The sequence below is a fragment of the Phyllobacterium bourgognense genome (assembly GCF_003337575.1).
Taxonomy (GTDB): Bacteria; Pseudomonadota; Alphaproteobacteria; order Rhizobiales; family Rhizobiaceae; genus Phyllobacterium; species Phyllobacterium bourgognense.
Genome location: NZ_QPJM01000011.1, coordinates 123,902 through 149,072, shown reverse-complemented (window position 1 = coordinate 149,072; position 25,171 = coordinate 123,902). Strand labels below are relative to the sequence as shown.

Here is a 25,171-nt window from a genome sequence, read left to right as displayed (position 1 = left end):
CAAAACTTTCAAATATCAACGGAGTTAAAAATGGCGAGACATCTAATCAGCACCCTCGCGGTGCTCGGCATCCTATTGCCTTTTTCAGGGCCGGCGGCTGCACAGGAAAAGACACCTATCAAGCTTGGCGTGCTGGAAGATCAATCCGGAGATTTCGCGGTCGCGACGATCGGCAAGGTTCACGGTATTCAACTGGCAACTGCGGAGATCAACGCCGCGGGCGGCATCGACGGTCGGCCGCTGGAATTGGTCGTCTACGACACTCAGTCGGACAACACGCGTTACCAGGAGTTCATGCGACGTGTCCTGCAGCGAGACAAGGTCGATGCGGTATTTGCCGGGTTTTCATCAGCCTCCCGCGAGGCTTATCGCCCGATTGTCAACCAGTTTGACGGTTTCGCCTTCTACAACAACCAATATGAAGGCGGCGTATGCGATGCAAATATGGTTGTAACGGGGGCGGTCCCAGAACAGCAGTTTTCCACACTCATCCCCTATATGATCGAAAAGTACGGAAAGAAGGTCTATACGATCGCAGCTGACTATAATTTCGGTCAGATATCGGCTGAATGGGTTCGGAATATCGTCAAGGAGCATGGCGGCGAAATGGTCGGCGAGGAATTCATCCCGCTTGGCGTTTCGCAATTCTCGCAAACCATCCAGAATATTCAGACCGCGAAGCCTGACGTGCTTGTAACGTTGCTCGTGGGGACAGCTCAGGCGTCCTATTATGAACAGGCTGGTGCTGCGAACCTGAAGGTTCCCATGGCCTCTTCCGTCAATGTTGGTCAGGGCTATGAACATAAGCGGTTCAAAGCTCCCAGCCTTGCCAATATGTATGCGACTGTCAACTATATCGAGGAAGTCGATACGCCCGCCAGCAAGGCCTTCGTCGAGAAGTGGCATAAAAAATTCCCCAACGAACCCTATATCAACCAGGAAGCAGAGAACTCCTATTCTGCAGTCTATCTCTACAAGCAGATGGTTGAACGGGCGAAATCCACCAAGCGGGATGATATCCGCAAGGTTATCGCACAGGGCGATGTGTGTTTTGATGCACCAGAGGGAAAGGTGTGCATAGACCCCAAGAGCCAGCATATGTCACATACGATCTATCTGGCGCATGTGGGTGAAGATCATACGATCGACTTTCCAAAGGTCTGGAAGGACGTGAAGCCCTACTGGCTCGGAGATGCAGGCTGCGATCTGACGAAGAGTGACCCGAGCGCGCAATATACGCCTTCGAATCCCCCTGTTGCTACCAAGTAACAACGTCGAACGGCCGTCGCGGACTGCTTTCTGCCGCGTCCGTTCAATGTTCCTGGTGGCCCGTTTTCTCCAGTTTGGGGCTTGTAATGGACGTGCTCTATTCCGCTTTCAGTCTTCTCTACCAGAGTGGCGATGCATTCGCTTTCCTCGTTTTGTCAGCATGCGGTCTCGCTGTCATTTTTGGCATGATGGGTGTTATCAATCTGGCGCACGGAGAGTTTATCCTGTGTGGCGCGTATGTCTCGACAAGTGCAACGCATATGGGGTTGCCGCTTCCACTCGCCATCGCGCTTGGTGCGGGTGTGGCCGGTTTGATCGGTATGCTGCTTGAACGTCTTATCGTTCGCCACCTCTATTCGAGGCCGCTCGATACAATCGTCGCGACGTGGGGAATATCGATGATCGTAACCCAAGGCACGTTGATTGTGCTTGGCTCGACGATGCAGGGGACCGGAACGCCGTTTGGCAGTTTTGTGGTTGGCAACTATTCCTATTCTGTCTACCGGATCGTGCTGATGGGAATGGCCTTGGCAACGCTTGCAGCGTTGTGGCTGGTATTTACCCGCACCCGCTTTGGTGTTCTCGCTCGTGCAACCATTCAGGTGCCTCATATCGCGCAGGCGCTCGGCGTCAATACAGGTCTGATCTACAGCTTGACCTTTGGGCTTGGCGCGGCGCTTGCGGGTTTGGCCGGTGGACTTTACGCCCCCACGATGACGCTTGTCCCCACCATGGGCAGCGCCTTTATCGTCGAAGCATTTGTGACCGTCGTTATCGGCGGTGCCGATATTTTTCTCGGCACTGCTCCCGCCGCCGCCATCCTTGGTGTCGTCAAGGCAGCCCTTACCTCGTGGCAAGGCCAACTCGCCGGGCAGATAGGAATGCTCCTTGCTGTCATTGTTGTTATTCGCATTCTGCCGCGTGGTATCTCCGGCTGGATCCTGAAAGAAAGGGCCTGATGTGGCACTGCTTTCCCGTATCACTTCTATCCTCACTCTGCTCGAAGGACCGCAAACGCTCGGTCGAGGCCGACGCTTTTGGTCAGGATTCGCCCTCGTCGTTGCAGCAGCGTCAGCCTATCCACTTTTTGCCGATGGCTATGACGTTGGAAATAATGTGTATTTCTTCAACTGGACATTCATGGCGCTCGGTCTTTGCCTGATCTGGGGCTACGGCGGTTCTCTGAGTTTCGGGCAGACAGCTTTTTTTGGCATTGCCGGCTATGCCTACGGCGTACTGACCATCAACCTTGGCGATGCCTACGGCCTGACGCTGTTTGCGCTCGTTGCAGCCGTATTGATTAGCGCCGTCTGTGCAGCAATCCTTGGATACTTCCTGTTTTTCGGCCGGATCAGCGGCGTCTTTCTCGGCATTGTCACCCTGTCGGTGACGCTGGTCATGGAGCGCTTTATCTCTCAGACTGCCGGTCCTGAATGGCATATCGGCACGGCGCGTCTTAACGGCTTTAATGGAATGGGTGCGATGCCATCACTCACCATTCCATGGCCCGGCGGTCCCATAGTGCTATTCCCAGATGTGGCGCTTTATTATGTAACGCTGGTCTTGCTCATCCTCGTTTATCTCGGGTTGCGCATGCTGGTAAATTCTCGCTTTGGCAATGTCATCGTTGCCATCCGCGAGAATCCGCAACGGGCCGAGATGCTGGGCTATGACGTCCGTAAATATCAGCTTGGAACCTTCATAATCGGTTCCTCCCTCGCGGGGTTGTCCGGTGTGCTTTATACCTCTTGGGGCAATTACATCACACCGGCATCCATGGGAATGACGGCCGCATCGTTGCCGATCGTATGGGTAGCTGTGGGTGGGCGGAGCGATCTGACCACCACACTGTTTGGCAGTTTTCTGGTTCTCATCGGTTTCCAGGCGCTGACGATTTATGGCAGTCAGTATGCGCTTGTCGTCATGGGCGCGCTTCTGGTCCTCACGGTCTTGGTTGCACCTAGCGGAATTGTCGCAAGTGCGGTGTTGCTGGTGTCCAAGCGCTGGATGAGGAAAAAACCGCAATCGGGAGAGGTCTCGTGATGCCTATTCTCGAAACACGTTCACTTAACAAGTGGTTTGGCGGTCTTCATGTGACTGGCGGAGTCGATTTCGCTCTCGAAACGGGAGAAATGCATTGTCTTATTGGTCCTAATGGCGCTGGAAAAAGCACTTTTTTCCGGCTGATCCTCGGCGAGCATCTGCCAACAAGCGGACAGATTCTGTACAATAGTCACGATATAACCCTGGCCAAATCCTATGAACGCATCCGTCGCGGTATCAGCGTCAAGTTTCAGGTGCCCGGTATATTCAAGGCGCTGAGCGTCGGACAAAATATTCAGATAGCGCTTCAGCACCATGTAGCGCCTGCTGAACTCGACCATGAGATCGATCTTCTCCTGAGCTTTCTCAATCTGAAGCCGGCTGCGAGACAATTGGCCGGCAATCTCAGCCATGGGCAAAAGCAATGGCTGGAGATCGGCATGGCCGTTGGCCTGAAGCCGAAACTTCTCCTGCTTGACGAGCCAACCGCGGGAATGACGCCCGATGAGACGTTTGCGACGGGAGAAATGTTGCAGGCGCTTAATCGTGAAGGCGTCACGGTTTTGGCCGTCGAACATGACATGGCCTTTGTTCGTCAGATTGCCCATCGCGTTACGGTTCTGCACTTGGGCAAGATTTTTGCTCAAGGCACGATCGATGAAATCGTTGCCAACGAACAGGTCGCGGCCATCTATCTGGGAGAAGCTCATGCGCAGTGAAGTCATTCTTGAAACTATAGGACTCTGGTCGGGCTACGGCGGGAAGCCAGTATTGCAGGGCGTGGATTTGACCGTCCGCGAAGGCGAGATCGTTGCAATTATCGGACGAAATGGGGTCGGAAAGTCGACCCTGATCAAAAGCCTGATTGGCCTCCTTCCTTCAGACAAGGGATCCGTTTTGTTCAGGACCAAGCCAATCGATGCATTGGCGGCCTATCTCCGCGCACGGCTCGGCATAGGATATGTACCACAGGGACGCGACGTATTTCCACGAATGAGCGTTCTTGAAAACATAGCGGTTGGCGAGGCGATAGGCGGGACCGTGTCAAAGGATATGTTGACTGCCATATTTCACTTTTTCCCGATCCTTCTGGAGCGGAAAAATCAGCTCGCCGGTACGTTGTCCGGCGGACAGCAACAGCAGCTTGCCATTGGCCGTGTCTTGATGGGAGCCCCATCGCTTGTTTTGCTCGATGAACCCTCCGAAGGTATCCAGCCTAATATTGTTCAGGACATCGCCCGGATCATGGTCGAACTGAACAGGACGACCGGAGTTACCATTGTTTTTGTCGAACAGAATATCGACATGATCCGGGCAATGGCACAGCGTTGCTACGTCATGGATAAGGGCCGCGTCGTCGCAGAGCTCACAAAAGAGATGCTGCAGGATCGGGAAACGGTTCGCCGCTACCTCTCAGTTTGATGGTTTTCACGAAAACATCTCAACTACATTGCAAAGGAGAAAAAATGTCCTGGTTTGAACAATCCATCATGGCGCGCAAAGGTGTGGCCGGAGGAAAGGCGTTGAGCACCCATTCCATTACAGAAGATACACAAGGCAGCTACCCTTATGTATACGGTGCTTTTGAAAAACCAGTTTTGACTGTCGATCCGGGAGCTGTGATTTCGGCTGAAACGCACGATGCCTTCGAAGGAAAAATTCAACAGGAGACCGATAAGCCAAGCGAAATTCTCAATTTCCCCTATCTCAACCCGCAGAATGGCCCAATTTATGTCAACGGCGCCGAAAAAGGCGATTGCCTGGCGGTTTATATAGAAAGCATTGTTCCGCGCGGGCCGCAGCCGCGTGGCACGACGGTCATTATGCCGGAGTTCGGTGGGCTTGTACCAACGGCCGATACCGCACTCTTGACCGCTCCGCTGCCAGAACGTGTCCGCAAACTTCACGTCGACGTCGATACCGGCGTGAAATGGAGTGATCGGATCACTCTGCCCTATGAGCCGTTTATAGGGACCATCGGCACTGCGCCGGAAATCGAGGCGATTTCTTCCCTCGTTCCGGATTATTATGGCGGCAACATGGACCTGCCCGATGTTGGACCAGGGGCGGTCATTTATCTGCCTGTGAACACAAAGGGCGCTTATCTCTTCCTTGGCGATTGTCATGCCGCGCAAGGGGACGGTGAACTTTGTGGCGTTGCCATTGAGCATCCAACTGTCACGACGGTTAAGGTGGATATCATCAAGAACTGGACAATAAGGTCTCCTCGGCTCGAAAATGAGAAATTCTTTATGACAATAGGATCGGCCAGGCCGATGGAGGATGCTGTCCGCGGAGCTTATCGCGAGCTTATTCGTTGGCTGTCGGCGGATTTTGGCTTCGATGAGATCGATGCCTACATGTTGCTTACCCAGTGCGGCCGTGTCCGGCTCGGCAATATGGTCGATCCGAAATATACCTTGGGCGCTTCAATCCTGAAGTCGATTTCCGGCGCTTCGCGCTGATCCGATAGAAACAGTCGCTCTTCTGCGGCCGCTTTCCCAACCCTGCTCGATGAGGTCTCCAATGCTTCTCCCATTTAAAGCTGCCGCCATACAGTTCGAGCCGACGTTGTTTAAGAAGGACGCCAATATTGATGCACTGCTGCAACTTGTGGAAAGCGCGGCCATATCGGGCGCGAAATTGATAACCACCCCCGAAATGGCAACAACCGGTTACTGCTGGTACGATCGCGAGGAGATAACGCCATACGTCGAGTCCGTCCCCGGAGTGACCACGGAACGTTTTGCAGCGCTTGCACGTCGTTATGATTGTTACATCGTTATCGGCATGCCTGAGATCGAGACGGTTACAAAGCTTTACTATAATTCTGCGGTTCTGGTTGGACCGGAAGGATTAATCGGGACACATCGCAAGACTCATTCATACATCTCCGAGCCGAAATGGGCCGCTGCGGGGGATCTTGGGCACCGTGTCTTCGAAACGTCTATCGGGCGGATTGCCATGCTCATTTGCATGGATATACATTTTGTCGAGACCGCCCGTCTCGTAGGTCTCGGTGGCGCAGATGTCATATGTCACATCTCGAATTGGCTGGCAGAACGGACACCGGCGCCCTATTGGATCAACCGAGCATTTGAAAACAGTTGCTACCTGCTGGAGAGCAATCGCTGGGGATTGGAACGCGGTGTGCAGTTTTCAGGCGGCTCCTGCGTTATCGCTCCGGATGCTTCAATTCTTGCAGTTGTCGACAATGGCAATGGTTTTGCTGAGGCCATCATTGATCCCGCTTTGGCCAGGGAGCGAAAAATCTGGGGTGAGCCAATCATGGAGCAGCGCCGGCCGGAACTTTATACGGAATTGATGACGAACACGTTCTTATGGAACCCCAACGATTTCTTCGGTCTGTATGGTTATCGAACACGACCTGCTGGAGATGCGGTCAAGGTCGCGGTTGCAGAATTTGTGCCAGAAGACAGTATCGCGGCAAATCTGCGCGCAATCCGATTGTTGACGGATCAAGCGAAGCAGGAGGGAGCCCGACTCGTTGTTTTTCCTGAACGTGCTCTAACAGGATTGGCGCAACCTGCATTGAATGCCTGCGCAATTGCCGGAGCGGAAATAGCCGAATTGAAGGCACTTTCGGCAACCGCCGGGATTGCGGTGATCGTAGGCTTTGCTGAACGCAATGGTGAGTGCTGTTACAATTCCGCGGCTTTCCTCGACGGTGGTGCCTTGATTGGTTGTTACCGTCAGATCCATCGGATAGAGGCCGATCGGGAGTGGGCCAGCGCTGGCTCTGAATGGAAGGTCTTCGATCTGCCTTTCGGGCGCGTGGGCCTGCTCGTCGGTCATGATGCTTCGTTTCCTGAATCAGGACGAATCCTTGCACTGAGAGGATGTGACATCATTGCGTGCCCATCAGCCGTCACTCAGCGGTTCCACTCGGGGCATGACGGCACTTCCGTGCATCAGGCAGACCCGATACCGACAGGCGCCGATCCGTTGCACTGGCATCAGTATCGCGTTCGCGCCGGCGAGAACAATGTCTATTTCCTGTTTGCAAACATATGTCAAACAGACGGGAAAGCAGGGTTCAGCGGCATATTCGGACCCGATACATTTGCTTTTCCACGCAATGAGGCGATCATCTTAGGTAATACCAGAATAGCCGTTGCCGAAATTGACACACGAAACGCCGATCCAGTTTACCCAACGAATGTGGTCCGGCGGAAGGATCTCATCGTGATGCGCCAAACACACCACTACCGAGGAATAATTGCTTTGGAAACTAACCCGTGAAATTACAAAAGGCGAAGAGAGTGGCAGGAATCGTGGGGTTAGGCAGCGAGAGCAAGCCGCCCGTCCTGCAATCGTCCATCGAGCACAGCTACTCTCGTCTGAAGCAGGCGCTGCGCGCCCTGTGGTGACGATCGCATTTGCCGGTCTCATCGGATGGATCAACATGAGGTGTGGCAGGAGCGTTCGGTCAAAGAAATCACAACATCCCCAAATATGGCAGACGCCAAGTGCCCGGGGGCGCTTGGCGTCGATCGCCATCGCAAAATCAGAGCAGGTTCGTTGGTCGCTCAGGCGATAGGCGCATCCTGCTGCTGGCTCGCATAGCTGGCGAAGGTCGCGGTGAAGCGGCCGTTGACATAGTCGCCCGAGCTGATCGGCGGATATTTGGCCGGATGCGCCTCGTCCACGCAACTCGGCAGGACTTCGACAATCGTGTCATAGTTCCGGCCGAAGAAGAACGGGATCGAATAGCGCTCCTTACCCGAACGATTGATAGCCCGGTGAAACCGTCGAAGCGAACAGGTCATTGGTCCAGCGCGCCATCTGGTCGCCGACATTGACCACGAAGCAGCCTTCCATCGGATCGGCGGCGATCCACTCGCCAGCGGCATTGAGCACCTGCAGCGCCGGAACGCCCACCTGCTGGGCGAGGATGGTGAAGCACTCATAGTCGGAATGGGCGCCGATGCCGATCTGGCGCTCGTCGATCTCGCCGAACTGCGGCGGATAATGAGAACCCGCAGTGTCGCGAGAGGCTTGGTCACTATGGCGTCGAAATAGGTTTCCTTAAGGCCGAGCGCCAGCGCAAACGCATGCAGCAGATGATGGCTGAGCGTGATCATCTCGGCGTAGTAGGTTTCCAGCGCCTTGCGGAATACGGGCCGATTTTCAGGCCACTGATTGGGGCCGTAAAGCACCTTGCCGGCCAGCACATCCGAGTCGTCGGCTGGCACTTCGAGCGCGATATCGAAGGACTCATGCAGGTCGCCGCGTGCGGTCGGATTGGTGTTTTCCTCCAGCATGGCGGCATAGCCGCGAAGATTGGTCGATTTGGACACATGCGCCTGCATTTTGTCTTCGTCGGGCCGGGCAAAATAGTGTTCAGCCTCGGCGAATGCCGCCTCCAGACGGCCTTCGGGAAGTGGTGGTTCTTGATATAGAGAAAGCCCACTTCGGTGCAGGCTTTGCGCAGGCTTTCCGCAAGCGCAGCCTTGGCCTCGGCGTCGCCGGTGAACATGGCTTCGAGATCGATTACGGGGATCTGGTCGAATGGCACGCGGACCGGATCCAGTCCCGCCTTGATCAAGCGCGCTCCGTTGGTCAGTTCACCGCAGACGGGCCTATGATGGCGCGCCGACATACCGGACTGTCCTGCGCCATAGCGATGCCGGGTTGTCATCCCACCACGCTCAAAGGCGGTACAACGCAGCGGTACGGGAGCACCCGGCCAGCGGGACAGCCACATCACTATGATCGCAAAACGGGGACGGCTGCACTGGCAGGCGGCCACCGGCTACGGCAAACGCGCCCTGATCGAGACCACCATGGGGCGCTACAAGGCGCTGATCGGACCGCGTCTGCGTGCACGGAGTTTTACGGCTCAACAGACTGAAGTCGCCATCGGCCGCGCCGTTCTCAACCGCATGCTGGCAACCGGACGCCCGGATTCCGTCCGCCGCAAAAACAGACAGCCATAACAGACGGCATCAAAGGTCGAATTGCGCCTCCTCGCATATCCGCGCACCAACGCCTCGCTAAATACAACGCCTTGCACATACCCGGACCGGCCGACCATCTCGATTTCGTTCGCATGCCAGCCGATAGCGGCATCATCGCTAACAGTCGGTGAACCACACAAATCGAGGAAGACCTAATAAAGTGCAGTGCGACAAACGCCCCACAGATCTTTTCGAAAACGGGCAGGGTCCCTTGCGAAATCTGGCCTTCGCGCGACATAGAGCAGCGAAAACTTGCTCAAGATGTCGCCGTGCGCAGGGGCGCATATTCCGCGCTATCGACCTTTGCCGGCCGTCCTTCGAGCATGAGATCGGTGATTCTCGGGGCGGAACGGGCGATGATCTTGCCCCGGCGGATAACGGCGAGCCGGTGAGCTTTCAGCCGCAGTGCTTCCAGCGGATCGCGCGCCTGAAGGATGACCAGATCGGCATGACAGCCCTTTGCGAGGCCGTAGCCCTGCAGTCCCATGGCTTCGGCGGAATTGACAGTGAGTGCGTCAAATATCTTCCGCTTGTCGTCGATGCCGGCCATCTGGGCGACATGGATCGCCATATGTCCGACCTCCAGCATGTCGGCAGAGCCCATCGAATACCATGGATCCATAACGCAATCGTGCCCGAAGGCTACATTGAGACCCGCTTCCATCAGTTCGCGCACGCGGGTCATGCCGCGCCGCTTGGGATATGTATCGTGCCGTCCCTGCAGCATGATGTTAATCAACGGATTAGGAATAACGTTGATCTCAGCTTCGGCGATTAGTGGAATGAGTTTGGATACATAATAATTGTCCATGGAATGCATGGAGGTGAGGTGGGAGCCTGCGACGCGACCCTGGAGCCCGAAGCGCATCGTCTGGGCAGCAAGTGTCTCGATGTGCCGCGACATTGGATCGTCGGTCTCGTCACAATGCATGTCCACCGGCAGCCCGCGCTCGGCGGCGATCCGGCACAAGGCCTCCACCGATGCCGCGCCCTCGCTCATCGTGCGCTCGAAATGCGGAATGCCGCCGACGATATCGACGCCCATGTCGAGGGCACGGTTCAAGGTTTCGACCGCTCCGGCGGAGCGATAATAGCCGTCCTGTGGAAAAGCCACGAGCTGAAGGTCGATATAAGAAGCGACCTTCGCGCGTACCTCGAGCAACCCCTCCACCGTCACCAGTCCTGGATCGCTGGTGTCGACATGGCTGCGGATGGCGAGAAGGCCCTGGCTGACGGCGAGGTCACAATAGCGCAGTGCCCGCTCCACGACTGCTTCTCGGGTAAGGATCGGGCGCAGTTCGCCCCAGAGGGCGATACCTTCCAGCAGCGTGCCGGAATTGTTCATACGGGGCAGGCCAAGGGACAGTGTGGCGTCCATATGAAAATGCGGATCGACGAAGGGCGGAGTGACGAGACGGCCGGTGGCGTCAATTTCAGTAGCGGCCGTCGCTTCGATCTTTGATCCGGTCACTGCGATCTTGCCGTCTCGGATACAAATATCGACAGCCTCCCGGCCATCGGGAAGATTTGCGTTTCGGATGATCAGGTCAAACATGGTGCACCATGGAAAGCGGGTTGAGGACAATCGGCTTGAAAACAGGACTTACCGTTCGCCACGACGGTAGGCTTGCATCAGCGCCTGCGGCACCTTCGCTCGCCGTGCCACGAGGGCAAGCGCCGCAATCGACAGGATATAGGGAATCATCAGAAAAATCTGGTATGGAACCCTGTCGCCCAGAACCGGTTGCAGCCTGAGCTGGAAAGCATCGAAAAAGGCGAAGAGCAATGCGCCGAGCAGTGCACGACCCGGTCGCCACGAGGCAAACACCACCAGCGCGATGCAGATCCAGCCGCGCCCTTGTACCATCGTTGGAAAGAAACTGTTGAACGCCGACAGTGTCAAAAACGCGCCACCCATGCCCATGAGCGCACTGCCCGCCATGATGGCGCTATAGCGTATGCGGACCGGATTGATGCCCTGCGCCTCGGCCGCGTGGGGATTTTCCCCGGTCATGCGGATCGCAAGTCCGAGCGGCATCCGGAAGATGACATAACTCATCACTATGGCGGTCAGGATCGCAAGATAGGTCGGCATCGTCTGGGTGAAAATGGCTTGGCCGAAAAATGGCAAATCGGACAATCCGGGAATAGAGACCGGCTTGAACGGCACGATTGTCGGCGGCGTAGAGGCGAGGGGCACGTTGAGCCGGAAAAGGAAATAACTGAGGCTTGAGGCAAACAGCGTAATACCGAGACCAGTTACGTGCTGCGACAAACCGAGCGTGACCGACAACAGGGCATGCATCAATCCGAACACGGCCCCGGCGAGTGCCGCCACCAGCATTCCGGTCCAGAGGTCCGCGCCATTATAGACAGTCAGCCAGCCGACCATCGCACCGAACGTCATGATGCCCTCGATGCCAAGGTTCAGAACGCCGGAGCGCTCGCACAGAACGGCGCCGAGCGTTCCGAAAATCAGCGGCGTTGCGATCCGTAAGACTGCAGCCCACAGGCCTGCCGAGGCCAGTATGTCGAAAAGGGCCATCATCTGCGGATCCTGTATTGGGTGAAGAACAGGGCAACGAGCATCGTCAGCAGCGAAAGCGACACAATGACGTCGGCAATATAGGTCGGGATGCCGAGTGCCCGGCTCATGCCATCAGCGCCCACGAACATCGCCGCCGTGAAAACAGCAGCAGCGATCACGCCGACCGGATGCAGATTGGCAAGCATCGCGACGATAATGCCCGAATAGCCGTAACCCGGCGATAGATCAGTGGTAACGTAGCCTTTAACTCCCATCACTTCGATGGCACCTGCGAGGCCAGCCAATCCGCCGGAAAGGCAGGCGACTTTGACCAGCGTCAAGCCGAGCGGCACGCCTGCGAAAGCCGCTCCCGCGGGGCTCAGGCCCGCTGCGCGCGTCCGCAGGCCGAAGACGGTCCGCGATTGCAGCAGATGCACGATTATCGCCGCCGCAACGGCCACTGCGAGACCGATGTGGAGGCGCGAACGCATGATCAGCTTGGGCAGCAATGCGCGCTCGCTGACGGGCAAGGACTGCGGCCAGCCGAAAGCCAGCGGATCCTTGAGAACGCCTTCAACCAGCAGTGAAACGAACAGGACGGCCACGAAGTTCAAGAGCAGACTTGTTACGACCTCATCGACGGAGAAGCGCAGACGCAGCCATAAAGGCAGCAGCATAAGCAGCATTCCGGCCAAGGCCCCAGCGGCAAACAGGGTAGGGATGAGGAGTGGCCCCGGAAGAGCGGCGAGTGTACTCGAACCGAGGGCCGCAACGGTAATTGCACCGACGTAGAATTGTCCTTCAGCCCCAATATTCCAGACCCGTGCACGGAACGCGACCGCGGCGGCAAGACCGGTCAGGATGAGCGGTGTGGCGCGCGTGAACGTTTCGGTGGCAGCAAGACGCGTGCCGAAAGCGCCGGTGACGATCCGCCAATAGGCTTCGAGCACCGGCGCACCGGCCATCGCAATTAGGATTCCCGCGATAGCGAGCGCGGCTGCCACCGCGATCAGCGGAGAAACCAGTACAAGGAAAAGAGGCCTGTGCGCCCGGCGTTCAAGACGCATGGCCAGCCTCTTCGCTCTGAAGCCATTCTCCTGCCATCATCAGACCCAGCATGCGTGGATCGGCGGTTTCTGCGGCGACCGGCGGTGAAAGCCTGCCTTTGACGATGGCCTGAATACGGTCGGCAAGTCCGATCACCTCATCGAGATCTTCCGATATCAGGAGCACCGCGGTTCCCTGTTTGCGCGCTTCCAGTATGCGGGCATGGATGGCCGCGACCGCACCTTCATCGAGACCGCGTGTCGGCTGGGCAGCGATGAGGATGCGCGGCCTGACATGCAAATTGCGCCCAAGAATGAGCTTCTGCATATTGCCGCCGGAAAGAAGTCGCGTGCGGCTGGTCGGCCTGCCGCCACGTACGTCGAATTCCCCGATGATCCGTTGGGCGAAGGCTATGCCGGCCTTTCGGTTCACCAGACCATATTTCGAGAAGGCGGGAGTCCAGATGCGCTCCAGTACGGTGTTTTCCCATATGGCCATCTCGCCGATCGCGCCCTCATTGTTACGGTCTTCCGGAATTCGGCCGATACCGGATTCGATCAGAGCGCGCACGCCAAGGTTTGCAAGAGGTTCCCCGAAAAGCCGGATATTGCCGATACTTGGCTCCGCAAGACCGGACACAAGATGCGAGAGCACCGCCTGGCCATTTCCGGAGACGCCGATAATGCCGAGTATTTCACCCTCGCACAGCCGGAAACTGATGTCCTTGAGCCGGTCCACGCCGCCCCGCCGGACCGTTACCCCGGTTGCTTCCAGAGCTACGGCGCCGGGCGTGGCCGCATCGCGAATCGGGCGTGTCACGCGGTGACCGACCATGAGTTCGGCCAGTTCCGCCTTGCTGGTCTCGCCCACGCGCCGCTCTGCTGCCACCTTGCCGCCACGCAGGACGACGATGCGATCGGCGGCGGCCATCACCTCATCGAGCTTGTGGGAAATGAAGATCAAGGAGAGTCCCTGCTTTGCCATTTCCTTCAGCGTGCTGAACAGGCGCTCCGCTTCGATATTCGTCAGTACCGCCGTCGGCTCGTCGAGGATAAGAATACGGGCGTCGTTATAGAGCGCCCTGAGGATTTCCACCCGTTGCTGTTCGCCCACCGACAGATCGCCAAGTCTGGCATCGGGATTGACGCTGAGGCCGAAGCGTTGCGAAATGCCAAGGAGTTTCGTTCGCGCCGCGGCGGTGTCGGACTTGAATGACCAAAGTTTTTCCGTGCCAGTCATGACATTGTTCAGAACCGTCAGATTTGGCGCCAGTGAGAAATGCTGGTGCACCATGCCGACCCCAGCTCTGATCGCCGCACGGGGTTTGCCGGACGGTAATTCAACGTCATCGACGCGGACAGTGCCGGAATCTGCCGTGTAATGTCCGAAGAGAATGCTCATCAGTGTCGTCTTGCCGGCACCGTTTTCGCCAAGCAGCGCAAGAATTTCACCCTTGCGAAGTGCGATGGAGATGTTCTCGTTGGCAATGATGTCGCCAAAGCGCTTGCTGATGCCGGAGAGTGCGAGAACGGTCGTCATGCCGCCAAACCCGCAACAGGGAAGCGGTGATGCCAGCGTTCCTCCGCTTCAAGCCTTGCAGCAACAGCAAGCAATACCGGCTCATGCCCCATAGGGGCGAGTAACTGCACGGGTAAAGGCAAGCCGTCCTTGGCCCGGCCGAAGGGCAGGGTAATCGCCGGGAAGCCGGACACATTGGCAAGCGAGGCGAGCGGCGCGAAAGTCGCCATGCGATCAAGATGCAGTTCTGTATCCACGTGATCGGTTGGAAAGGAACCGATCGCCGGCGGTGCAAAAGAGAGCATGGGCATCAGGATACAGTCCACCGTTTCGAACAATGCCCAGGCATTGTAACTGACATGGAGTGCATCGTTCAGTATGCCCCACAATTCTGTCCCCGCCATACGGTGACCCCGCTCGGCAAAGGCGCGCGACAGGGGCTCGGCAAGTTCCATATCGATCGCGGCGCTTTCCGCAAGGCGGGCAAGGTTTACGGAAACGATACCCGCGAACACCCGTCGGCTTGTGGCAGCGGATTTTTCCAAGGCTCCCCATTTGAGCGATACAACTTTGTGTCCGTCTGCTTCCAGTACACGCGTGGCCTCCATGACCGTCTGGCACCGTTCATCATCGGTGGGATAAAGTGCCCCAGTGCCTGTCAAAAAGCCGATACGGAACTTGCTTTCACGATGGTCCGGGGCAACCGGATCGGCGTAAGGACCTTTAGCCTTGCCACGGAGTGTCTGGAAAATCAGCGCCGTATCACGCACGGAACGGCACACTGCCATCTCGCTGGCGATGCCGCCGAGATGATTGCCGAAAAGTGGTCCGCCGGGCATGGCACCCCGTGTCGGTTTTAGTCCGACGAGACCGCAGCACGCGGCGGGCACCCGGATTGAGCCACCTGCATCCGTCGCGTGGGCGATTGCCACGATACCGGAGGCAACGGCTGCGGCAGCGCCACCGGAAGAGCCCCCGGCCGCTCGGGCGGGATCAAGAGGGTTGCGGCAGATCGGACCCCGTGCAGGTTCGCTTGCCAATGAAAGACCGAATTCCGGGGTCGTGGTGAGGCCGAACAGACAGAAGCCCGCATCGCGAAAGCGCTTTGCGATATCCGAGTCAGCGGAACCGTCCGCACGCCCTTCCAAAGCGTGCGAACCTGCATTGACCGGGAAGCCCACAAAAGGCCCTCCGAGATCCTTTGCCAGCGTGGGAACGCCTGCGAATGGTCGTGCGCTGAAACGTGCATGATCAGCAACGCGCTCCCGTTCCATCGCCATTGCAGCTGCCATGCCGCTATCCGAATCGAGATGACAGATTGCTCCTGAACCGGAGTGGTCCGTGGCAGCGGCCAGGGCCGCCGTCATGACAGCAGTGCAGGATGGCTCGCCTGTGCTGATTGCCTCAGCAAGCGCTGTCGCATCGCCACGGGATTTCCCTTGCTTCGATGTCTTCAACAGACTCACGCCGCTCACACAATCGCCGTTGTTACTTGGGCTGCTCCACCATGATCGGAACTTCGAAGGCCCCGGATTTGATGGCACTGCGTTTGGCTTCCATGGCGGCCTCCGCTGTCGCAGGAGCCACACCCTTCACGTAAACGATGTCGCTCCCGCCATTCTTCATCAAACCAAAGGGCGTGTAGTTACTGCCGGTTGGCTTCCCCGCCTTCACGTCGGCGACGGCAGCATCGAGGATCGGCCGGAAATACCACATGGCATTGGCAAAAACCGTTTCGGGATATCTCGGCGTATAATCGATCAACGAACCGACAGACTTGATCCCGCGCTCCTTGGCGGCATCGGCAGTGCCAATCCGCTCGCCGAATAGTATGTCGGCGCCCGCGTCGATCTGAGCGAGACCGGCTTCACGCGCCTTCGGGGGATCGAAGAAGGTACCGATGAAAGAGACCATATGCTTGGCATCCGGCCTGACTTCCTTCACGCCGGCCGCAAACGCATTGATCAACATGTTGACCTCGGGGATCGGAATCGCACCGACTGAACCGACCGTTCCTGATTTCGTCATAGCGCCGGCAAGCATACCGGCGAGATAGGCGCCGCCGTGATTCCAGGTTCCGAAAACGCCGAAATTTTTGCCTGATGCCTCTCCGCTGGAGCCCATCAGGAAAGCGGTCTCAGGATAATCGGCTGCGACCTGCCGAGCTTCACGCTCCACGGCGTAGGATTCGCCAACGATCAGTTTGCAGCCTTGTTCGGAATATTCGCGCATAGCCCGAGGATAGTCCGTTCCGGATACCCCTTCGGAGAAGACATATTCAATGCTACCGTCGGCAGCGGCGTCCTGAAGTGCCTTGTGGAGGCACGAATTCCAGGCATTTTCAACGGGGGATGCATGAATGCCTGCGACCTTCATAACCGCTTGCGCCCTTGCGGCCGGCACCAAAAGCCCCGCGCCCAGGGCCACTCCCGTTGCCAATACTGCGCGCCGCGAAATTATAGTTTGTTTTGTCACTGCCTTGATCCCCTGTTTTTTACCAATTGTTCAAAAAATAGTAGGATTTGCACAAAAACGTGTCAAGCGAATGGATGCTCAAAAAACGATCAATATGTCCGTGACCGAAAGAACTGCAAAGCATCATTCCCACCGGCAACGTTCAGCGCATGCAAAACCTGGTGTTCCCGGTGACGATCAAACCCGACATCACCAGCATCGACGTCGACGGCAGGAAAATGCTGCTGTCGCCGGGCATGTCTGTGACGGTCGAGGTCAAGACTGGTAAACGGCGGATCCTGGAATATCTGTTTTCGCCGCTTGCGGAGATTTCGTCGCAAGCCATGCAGGAGCGGTGATGGTGGTTGCAAGTTTCGCCGCGAGCGCCACTTCCATCGTCGCTGGCCGCACAGATGACGACATGCAAGTGCTCATGCCGTTTCTACCCTCGCGACCGCCGGAGCGGACCTCAGTTCTGTAAGGCCCAGTCCGCCACTTGCCAGCGCATTTGCCCGCGGTCGGCGACGACACGGCCGAGCCCTGGGAAGGGCATGTGCGTGGCGGCGATGAGCGCGCCTTCCGAAGCGGCGCGAGGAAAAAAGCTGTCGCGCATCGCTTTGGCCGCGGCAGGGTCCTGCTCGAACAGGAAGAACACATCGGTCGCCCCAGGATGCACGACCGGAAAGATCATATCCGAAACCATGATAAGGCTCTGCCCGCCATCTTCGACCCGCACGCCGATATGGCCGGGTGTATGGCCGGTAAGGTCGACAATGGAGACGCCCCGCACAATCTCACGCTCACCGTCAATCGCCTGGAGTTTCGGGTAGAGGCGCACGACCTCCCCCGCCATATGGAAGCTGGTCTGCAGATAATCGGGCGCGCCGCTGCGCTTGGCCGGGTCGGTCCAATGGGTGACGTCACGACGATCGATGTAGAGTTCCGCCTTGGGGTAGTTGTTCTTGCCCCCGACGATCAGACCGCCCATGTGGTCCTGGTGCATATGCGTCACGATCACCGCGTCGATCTGGTCGCGCTGCAGGCCGAGCGCGCCGAGCGCCTGCGGCAGTTCGCCGGTCTGCCCGATCGAGCCCGCTGGACCGGCATCGATCAGGATGCGGCGCTCGCCATCCTCGACGAGATACTGGTTGAAGAGGAACCGCACGCCGCTCGGCCGGGCCGTGAACTGCGCGATTGCCGCTTGTTCGACCTCGGCCGCGGCGCGTCCCGGAAAATAGTCGTAGGGCATATCGGCATACCCGTCCGTCAGGGCTGTCACCGTGAAGCGGCCAATGCGGATCTGCGCTAGCGGCGTAACGCTGACCGGCGTCTTAGCGGTATCCTGCGTCGCGGCAAGGGCGGGCGCGGGAGCGCCACCGAGCAGGCCTCCCCCCAGGAGGCTCCCCCCGATGAGGCCAAGAGGAAGGGCGCTGGCAAAGGCGCGACGTGATAGTTGAGGCAAGACGTCTTCCTCCGGATCATTGGAAATACGGGGAGCCGGCCGGCGTCCCCTAGCTAGACGACGTGAAAGCTATGATATCCACAGCCAATAGGGTATCCTGCCATTTAGAGAACTTTCCTCTCAAATTCCGGAAGGATTCAATGGATCGGTTCGAAGCAATGTCGGTGCTGCTAGCGGTGGTCGAGGCAGGCAGCCTCTCGGCCGGGGCGCGGCGGCTGCATGCTCCGCTCGCCACGGTCAGCCGCAAGGTCGCCGATCTCGAAAAGCACCTTGGTGTGCGCTTGGTCCTGCGCACCCGCCGCGGCCTCGCCGTGACGGAGGAGGGGCGCGCCTTCGTCGCCGCGTCACGTCGCATTCTGGAGGAACTGGACGCGGCGGAGCGGCAGGCCAGCGGCGATTATGGCGCGCTGCGTGGCGGGCTGCACGTGACCGCACCGATTGCCTTCGGCGAGCGCCATCTGCTGCCAATTGCGTTGGAATTCCTGAAGGAGCAACCCGATATCAACCTGCGCCTGAGCCTGGTCGATCGGCAGCTAAGTCTGGCGGATGAGCACGTCGATGTGGCCCTGCGGATCGGGCATCTGGCGGACAGCGCGCTTATCGCAACGCGCGTGGGCGCCGTCCGCCGGGTGATCTGCGCGAGCCCCGACTATCTCGCCCGCCGAGGAGTGCCGCGTCAGCCGGATGACCTCGCCCAGCATGACGGCATAAGCTTCCAGGGCTTCGCGACCGCGCCGGAATGGCGCTACCGCCGGGATGGCGCGGCCTTTACCGTCGAGCCGCGCTACAAACTCGCGGTCAACACGACGGAGGCTGCCATTCAGGCTGCACTGGCCGGTATCGGCATTATCCGCGTGTTGTCTTACCAGATCTCCGATCAATTGCGCTCCGGCGCGCTGCAGGAATTGCTGACGGAGTTCGCACCGGAACCGCTGCCGGTGAACGTTGTCCATGGACCAGCCGATCCCCTGCCGCTGAAGGTGCGGTGCTTCCTCGACTGGATCGGGCCCCGCCTACGCGCGCAGATGGCTCGCTAGCGTCCCCGCTATCCAGGCGCGCCTCCGTTAATGGCGGTCAGGCACACCGGTGCGAATGCTGCAAGGTGCAGCTCGCCTTCCCTAAGCTCCTAACATGTCGGCTTTCCAGAAAGAGCCAAACATCTCTAGGACTGAAATGGGGCGCATTGCCGCTCGATTGCAAAAGACAGAATTGAAACATTTCTCCCTACACATGCAGCCCCACTGTGCGCGGGGCCGCACGCGCTCAAATCTCAGTATGCTCAGCTAGTTCCAGTGCATCCTCAATATCCACGCCCAGGTACTTGACCGCATTTTCGATCTTGGTGTGCCCCATTAGGATTTGAATCGCGCGAAGATTGCCTGTCGCCTTGTAGATCATTGCGGCTTTGGTGCGCCGAAGCGAGTGTGTGCCATAGTCTTCGCGTCGTAGCCCAACTGCAGTTACCCACTCATCCACCAATCGGGCGTACTGGCGAGTGCTGAGATGATCGCTATGATCGACCCGACTTGGGAAGGCGTAGTCGTCAACTGTTCCACCTCTTCGTTCAAGCCATGCAAGCAGGCTAGCCCTAACGTCCGCCGTGATCTCGAACTGCACCGGACGGCCAGTCTTTTGCTGGACGACCATGGCACGGGTTCGGATTTCTGTTCCTGTCACGATAGTGCCGATTTTGATTTTAACGAGATCGCAGCCGCGAAGCTTACTGTCGATTGCGAGGTCAAACAGAGCGCGATCTCGCATGCGGCCCTCCCGGTCGAGGAAGAAGCGAATCGCCCAAATCTGGCGCTGCTTCAGCGGCTTCTTGACGCCAACCTTTCGGCCAGCGTCCATGCCGGACGGCCCAGTGCGGCAGGATCGTATTTGCAATACCCATTTGAGTTCTCCTTCAGCCACCATTGGCCGTTAGGAAAAACGCGTGAGCTCAAGGACCGACGGGGCCGTGAACGAACCGGCAGCTCTGGCGTGAACCTAACAGGAGGCCGCCCTTCCGCTGCCTCGCCCAATTCGCCGCCCAAGGTTGTTGACAATCGGCCGCCTCTTGCAGGTATCTGGTTATCCTGACACGGGAGTCCAAATAGCTATGAAATTCGATGTCCTCGGCAGAATAAACAACATGCGTCTTCCTGACGGCAAGACAGCGGTTCTCTATTCGGTCTACGGGCCGTCAGCAACTCGATCCAGGCGATTAACGATCGTTATACCGAACAGTTGGCGGCCGAAAAGGGCAGCGTTAATGTTGAAATCGCTGTAGATGTTGCCGGCGATATTTCCTCGATTTCATTTACCGACAACGGCGTTGGGTTCAACGCTGCGAACCTCGAAGGCGGAGGTCACTCATGGTTCCGTCGAAAACCGACACGAGTTGCGGCGGAAGAAGGATAATTCGAGCGATTAGGCGTGCGTGAGTTGTTCGGAAATAATTTCCGTTTCCAACGATGACCCAGGTACTGTGCCTAGGCCTGATTGAAATTGAGACTTGTACTTTCAGTGTTTCACGCATTGCTGTCACGCGGTTGTCGATCGATCTGCGATGTATTTCACGTATGATAGTGGTAATTGTCCTGAGGCTGTGAGCGGTTTCAAGTAGCGATCGTTCACGTATTCAAGGGGCTTGTGCGTTTCCGTCTGGAGCTTCGATCGTGCTTTCCTACTCCTTTGGCCCGTATGTGCTTGTACCAGAGCGGCAGTCGCTGATGCGGGATCAGACGGCCGTTCGTGTCGGTAGTCGCGCACTGGAAATTTTGGCGGTGCTGATCGAGCGTCCTGGCGAACTGGTGGGCAAGGCTGAGCTTGTGTCGCGCGTCTGGCCGGATACCTTCGTCGAGGAAAGCAATCTGAAGGTGAACGTTGCCGCTCTTCGTCGGGCGCTGGGGGATGCTCCGGACGGCACGCAATACATAGCGACGATGAGCGGCCGGGGCTACCGGTTCGTTTTTCCCGTGCGTATTTCGGGGCAGAGTGACATGCCCGTCACGGCGAAGTTTCAAGGTACCCGCACGCACAATCTGCCTGTTTCAACGACCCGTTTGGTGGGAAGAGGCGATGCAGTTAATGCGATCCGGTGCGCAGTTGAGGTATCGCGTCTCTTGACGATCGTTGGTCCAGGTGGCGTCGGCAAGACGAGGTTCGCTCTCGCAATCGCTGCTCAACTGACTGCAGCCTTTGACCATGGCATTTGGTTCGTTGATCTGGCGACCGTCTACGACGCAACTCTCGTACCAACGTCGATCGCCACGGCAATGGGATTGAGGGTCCACTCGGCGAATATCAAAGCTGCGGTTGCCGCTTTCGCAGCGGACCGGGAATTCATGCTTGTGCTCGACAATTGTGAGCATGTCATCGAAGCGGTGGCCTCCTGCGCAGAAACGCTGCTGGCCGCCGCAGCAAAGGTACGAATTCTCGCCACGAGCCGAGAACCCATGCGGGTTCTCGGAGAGCAGGTCTATCGCTTGCCGCCTCTCGAAACACCACCCGAAGTGTCCGAACTTTCCGCAGCCCAGGCTTTGGCGTTCCCAGCGGTCGAGCTCTTCGTCGACCGCGCGGTCGGAAGTCGCGGCGAGTTCAAGCTCAGCGACGGGAACGCGCCGGTCGTGGCGGAGATCTGCCGCCGGCTCGATGGGCTGCCACTGGCGATCGAACTCGCCGCGCCGCGATTGGATGCGTTCAATACGCGCGAACTCCTCGACCTTCTCGCCGAACAATCTCATGTGTTGAGCGATAGGCGGTGCGGCGACCCTCGCCACCACACCTTGGCTGCGATGCTGGACTGGAGTTATGGCCTGCTTGCCGAACCTGAGCGCGTCCTGCTGCGACGCCTCTCGGTCTTTGCAGACGCCTTCAGTCTCGAATCGGCCTGCGCCGTTGCGGTCGACAAGGGTCGTGCCCGCTCCGAATGCATTCACGGTGTCGCGAACCTCGTTGCAAAGTCGCTTGTATCGACTGAGAGACGAGAGCTCGGGACGCACTACAGATTGCTCGATACAACCCGCAAATATGCGCTGCAGAAACTTGCCGAAAGCGGCGAAGCTGACAGCCTGCGCCGGCGCCACGCCGAACATCTCCTCGAACTCGCCAAACGCGCCGAGGTCGAATGGAAAATCCGGCCGACGGCCCACTGGCTCGCCGAGTACGGGCGGAAGATGGACGATATCCGCAGTGCTTTGGGCTGGGCCTTCTCCGGGAACCGCAACGTTGCCATCGGCGTAGCGCTCACGGTAGCTGCTCTCCCGTTTTGGGAACATCTATCGCTCGTGGAGGAGTGCCGTGCCAGGGTCGAAGACGCCCTTAACAGTTCCTATGCCGATTTCCGTAGCGTACGCGACGACTTAAAGCTGCATCTGGCGCTCGGCACCACCCTGCTCCATACGCGCGGCCCGCTACCCGAAGTCAATGCCGCCTGGACCACAGCCCTCGGCTCCGCCGAAGTGCTCAACGACACCGAATACATGCTCAGGTGCCTGTGGGGATTGTGCGACTATTTCACCTGGACGGGCGATCACCAAGCGGCCTTGGGGATGGCGGATCAGATAAGAAAGCTGGCAACCGACCGCGGCGATCTGGATGCACGCAACAATGTCGATAGGCAGACTGGAACCGCCCTGCGCTATCTGGGGGAGTTTGCAGAGGCACGGCGTCACCTCGAACGCATGATCGCCCGATATGTTCCTCCCGCGACCCGCTCGGACATTGCGCGTTTCCAGCTAGACCCACGATCTGCGGCAAGGGGCACCCTTGCGAACGTCACCTGGCTGCAGGGGCATCCCGATAAGGCGGTTGCCATGGCGCAGCGTCAATTGGAAGAGGCAGGGGCCGCGCAGCACGCCCTCGCGCTCTGCAATGCCATCGTCCACACGACCTGCCCCATTGCGCTGTTGACGGGAGACCTTGCTGCCGCGGAGCGCCTGCTTGTCGGCATCGAAGCCCATGTCGAGGAGCACGCGATGACGATTTGGGGTGCCATGAGCCGCTGCCTGCGCGCAGAGTGGCTGCTGCAGAGCGGTGATCCGTCTGGATTGGCGATGTTGAGAGGCGCGCTCGATGAGCTTCTTGCAATAGGTTTCCGCATGCGTTGCCCTTTCTATATCGGCGTTTACGCTGCGGGTCTGGGAGATCATGGGGACGTTGATGCGGGGCAGACCGCGATCGGCGAGGCAGTCGCGCTTTCGGCATCGACCGGCGAAATTTGGTGCATGCCGGAACTGCTGCGTACAAAGGCCGATCTGTTGCGCAAGGAAAGCGTCAACCGGATAGCCGAGGCCGAAGCGCTTTACATGCAGGCGCTTGATCTGGCGCGCCGGCAAGGTGCGCTGTCATGGGAGTTGCGCGCGGCGACGGCCCTAGCCGAACATTGGCTCCGATCGGACCAAGGCGCAAAGGCCGGCAGTCTGCTGGCGCCGATATATCGACGCTTCGACGAAGGGTTCGCAACCCGCGATCTAGTGAGCGCGCGCACACTCCTCGATACCCTGGGGGATGCTGGCAAGGGGAGCAAAAGCGCTGCTCGTAAGGCTCGTCGCGACGGGCATACACATCCGAATTCCTAGCGCGTTAGCGCTCGCGTACGGCCATCCACCATGAGCAGGAACGGAGCGATCGCTGCAATGCCTGCAAAGATCATGAAGGTCTCGACATAACGGGTCCCTTCGGCAGCCATGATGTGGAGGGATGCCGGGCCAAGGCCAGCGCCAAAGGTCAAAGCCATGTAGTTGATGCCGAAGATCTTGCCAAAGCTTCGCATTCCAAAGCGTTTCGACAGGAGGTAGCCGATTGCGTCGCCCTCTGCACCGGTGGCGAGGCCGAACAGGACGGCGCTGACATAGACAGGGGAAAGGCCCTCGGAACTCGACAGGACGAGATGACCGACGACCGGCGACAAAAAGGCCAGGCTGGTCAATGGGACCGGCGGAAACCTGTCGAGCAGTGCCCCGAAGCCGAGGCGCATTGCGATGAAGGCCAATCCCACAAGGCTCATGACAAAGGCGGCGCTTGTTGGAGTGGCGCCGCGATCCACCATCACGACGGGAAGCGAAATGGATCCGGCGGCGGCGGCAAAATAGTTGAAAAAGAACGCGCCCAGCATCAGCAAGAAGCTGGTTGTCGCCACCGCCTGGCGAACAGTGTGGCCCGCCACTCCTGCGTGGTCCGGCCCGTGAATTACGGGTGGGTCGCGAATAACAAAAAGCGCGACGGGAAGCGTAACTGCCATGGATATCAGGCCGGCTGCCGCGAAAGCAAGGCGCCAACCCCACTCGGATATGAGGAAAGCAAGGAACGGCGGCACGGTCGCGATCCCAAGCCCCACGAACGAAAGCATGATACCCAGTGCGAGGCCGCGCCGGGCGGAGAACCATCCGACCACCACATACGAATAGGGCACACCGGTCTGGGCGGCGCCCATCAGGCTTGCCACGGCGACCGCCACGATAAAGGCCGTCAGGTTCTGCGACGCGATCCCGATGCCGATCAGGCCGATCGCCATCGACACGGATGACACCGCGAGCACCCGGCGCGGGCCGAATCGATCCGTCAGAGCGCCGACAAAGGGCGACATAAGGCCATTTACGATGGCTATCGGTGCGACGACCGACGCCACCACGGTCCGATCCCAGCCGGTATCCGCGGTGATTGGCACGATGAAAACGCTAAAGCCATAGATCAGCACGATCCCGATGCTGAAATACATCCCCGCGCCGGACCCCAGCACGATTGCAATCCGTCTGGCCCGTCCCGCTGTCGTGTCCATTCCCATGTGAACCCTTGTTGGCGCCGGTCGGGCCGCATTCCGCTTGCAGCAAGACACCAGGTTGTCGGCATCGTGCTGAGCGGATCGCTGCTCGTTTCACCAAATTT

Annotated in this window: 17 protein-coding genes and 4 pseudogenes; 11 read left to right on the top strand and 10 right to left on the bottom strand. The window is 58.3% G+C overall.

Annotated elements, in window-relative coordinates:
* Nucleotides 1-30: 30 nt before the first annotated feature.
* From C7476_RS18625 to C7476_RS18595, 7 genes are all read left to right on the top strand, one after another.
* On the top strand, nucleotides 31-1,269 hold the full coding sequence (locus C7476_RS18625) for an urea ABC transporter substrate-binding protein (RefSeq protein WP_114431370.1): 1,239 nt from the start codon (nucleotides 31-33) through the stop codon (nucleotides 1,267-1,269).
* 86 nt (nucleotides 1,270-1,355) lie between these two features.
* The gene (locus C7476_RS18620) at nucleotides 1,356-2,228 is read left to right on the top strand and encodes an ABC transporter permease subunit (RefSeq protein ID WP_114431369.1); all 873 of its coding nucleotides are present in this window, start codon (nucleotides 1,356-1,358) and stop codon (nucleotides 2,226-2,228) included.
* A gap of 19 nt (nucleotides 2,229-2,247) precedes the next feature.
* Nucleotides 2,248-3,312 carry a branched-chain amino acid ABC transporter permease gene (locus C7476_RS18615; protein ID WP_425374006.1) on the top strand — a complete coding sequence of 355 codons (1,065 nt, stop codon included), beginning with the start codon at nucleotides 2,248-2,250 and terminating at the stop codon, nucleotides 3,310-3,312.
* On the top strand, nucleotides 3,312-4,031 hold the full coding sequence (locus tag C7476_RS18610; RefSeq protein ID WP_114431367.1) for an ABC transporter ATP-binding protein: 720 nt from the start codon (nucleotides 3,312-3,314) through the stop codon (nucleotides 4,029-4,031). Before C7476_RS18615 ends, C7476_RS18610 begins: the two co-directional genes overlap by 1 nt.
* Nucleotides 4,021-4,734, top strand: coding sequence for an ABC transporter ATP-binding protein (locus C7476_RS18605; protein ID WP_114431366.1), 714 nt, complete (start codon nucleotides 4,021-4,023; stop codon nucleotides 4,732-4,734). The genes C7476_RS18610 and C7476_RS18605 overlap by 11 nt, the downstream gene beginning before the upstream one ends.
* A gap of 44 nt (nucleotides 4,735-4,778) precedes the next feature.
* Nucleotides 4,779-5,777: an acetamidase/formamidase family protein gene (locus C7476_RS18600; RefSeq protein WP_114431365.1), complete on the top strand. Its 999-nt coding sequence runs from the start codon at nucleotides 4,779-4,781 to the stop codon at nucleotides 5,775-5,777.
* 61 nt (nucleotides 5,778-5,838) lie between these two features.
* Nucleotides 5,839-7,575 (top strand): nitrilase-related carbon-nitrogen hydrolase, encoded by a 1,737-nt coding sequence (locus C7476_RS18595; RefSeq protein ID WP_114431364.1) that lies wholly within the window; start codon nucleotides 5,839-5,841, stop codon nucleotides 7,573-7,575.
* Nucleotides 7,576-7,862: 287 nt separating this feature from the next.
* Here the strand turns inward: C7476_RS18595 and C7476_RS28775 are convergent.
* Nucleotides 7,863-8,812, bottom strand: a pseudogene (locus C7476_RS28775) (isopenicillin N synthase family dioxygenase).
* Between the two features lie 39 nt (nucleotides 8,813-8,851).
* Between C7476_RS28775 and C7476_RS28770 the strand changes: the two are divergent.
* Nucleotides 8,852-9,272: pseudogene (locus C7476_RS28770) on the top strand (transposase); the annotation flags it as partial.
* Nucleotides 9,273-9,549: 277 nt separating this feature from the next.
* Here the strand turns inward: C7476_RS28770 and C7476_RS18575 are convergent.
* The 6 genes from C7476_RS18575 to C7476_RS18550 are packed head-to-tail and all read right to left on the bottom strand — an operon-like array spanning nucleotide 9,550 to nucleotide 16,860.
* Nucleotides 9,550-10,848 (bottom strand): amidohydrolase family protein, encoded by a 1,299-nt coding sequence (locus C7476_RS18575; protein ID WP_114431363.1) that lies wholly within the window; start codon nucleotides 10,846-10,848, stop codon nucleotides 9,550-9,552.
* A 48-nt stretch (nucleotides 10,849-10,896) separates the two neighbouring features.
* Nucleotides 10,897-11,841 (bottom strand): ABC transporter permease, encoded by a 945-nt coding sequence (locus tag C7476_RS18570; RefSeq protein WP_114431362.1) that lies wholly within the window; start codon nucleotides 11,839-11,841, stop codon nucleotides 10,897-10,899.
* A complete protein-coding gene (locus tag C7476_RS18565) occupies nucleotides 11,838-12,887 on the bottom strand; it encodes an ABC transporter permease (protein WP_114431361.1) in 1,050 nt (349 codons plus the stop codon). The genes C7476_RS18570 and C7476_RS18565 overlap by 4 nt, the downstream gene beginning before the upstream one ends.
* On the bottom strand, nucleotides 12,877-14,406 hold the full coding sequence (locus C7476_RS18560; protein WP_114431360.1) for an ABC transporter ATP-binding protein: 1,530 nt from the start codon (nucleotides 14,404-14,406) through the stop codon (nucleotides 12,877-12,879). The genes C7476_RS18565 and C7476_RS18560 overlap by 11 nt, the downstream gene beginning before the upstream one ends.
* Entirely contained in the window at nucleotides 14,403-15,851 is a 1,449-nt protein-coding gene (locus tag C7476_RS18555; protein WP_425374005.1) for an amidase, read from the bottom strand. Before C7476_RS18555 ends, C7476_RS18560 begins: the two co-directional genes overlap by 4 nt.
* Nucleotides 15,852-15,873: 22 nt before the next feature.
* A complete protein-coding gene (locus tag C7476_RS18550; protein WP_114431359.1) occupies nucleotides 15,874-16,860 on the bottom strand; it encodes a BMP family protein in 987 nt (328 codons plus the stop codon).
* 107 nt (nucleotides 16,861-16,967) lie between these two features.
* Here C7476_RS18550 and C7476_RS18545 point away from each other — a divergent pair.
* Nucleotides 16,968-17,198: pseudogene (locus C7476_RS18545) on the top strand (HlyD family type I secretion periplasmic adaptor subunit); the annotation flags it as partial.
* A gap of 110 nt (nucleotides 17,199-17,308) precedes the next feature.
* On the opposite strand, the gene C7476_RS18540 reads toward C7476_RS18545, so the two are convergent.
* Nucleotides 17,309-18,301: an MBL fold metallo-hydrolase gene (locus C7476_RS18540; protein WP_114431358.1), complete on the bottom strand. Its 993-nt coding sequence runs from the start codon at nucleotides 18,299-18,301 to the stop codon at nucleotides 17,309-17,311.
* A gap of 140 nt (nucleotides 18,302-18,441) precedes the next feature.
* Here C7476_RS18540 and C7476_RS18535 point away from each other — a divergent pair, with 140 nt between their 5' ends.
* Entirely contained in the window at nucleotides 18,442-19,338 is an 897-nt protein-coding gene (locus C7476_RS18535; protein ID WP_181872508.1) for a LysR family transcriptional regulator, read from the top strand.
* 226 nt (nucleotides 19,339-19,564) lie between these two features.
* Here the strand turns inward: C7476_RS18535 and C7476_RS18530 are convergent.
* Nucleotides 19,565-20,211 (bottom strand): annotated as a pseudogene (locus C7476_RS18530) (tyrosine-type recombinase/integrase).
* Between the two features lie 750 nt (nucleotides 20,212-20,961).
* Here C7476_RS18530 and C7476_RS18525 point away from each other — a divergent pair.
* A complete protein-coding gene (locus C7476_RS18525; protein ID WP_114431355.1) occupies nucleotides 20,962-23,865 on the top strand; it encodes an ATP-binding protein in 2,904 nt (967 codons plus the stop codon).
* On the opposite strand, the gene C7476_RS18520 is transcribed toward C7476_RS18525, so the two are convergent.
* A complete protein-coding gene (locus tag C7476_RS18520) occupies nucleotides 23,862-25,064 on the bottom strand; it encodes an MFS transporter (RefSeq protein ID WP_245426415.1) in 1,203 nt (400 codons plus the stop codon). The genes C7476_RS18525 and C7476_RS18520 overlap by 4 nt on opposite strands.
* Between the last annotated feature and the right edge of the window lie 107 nt (nucleotides 25,065-25,171).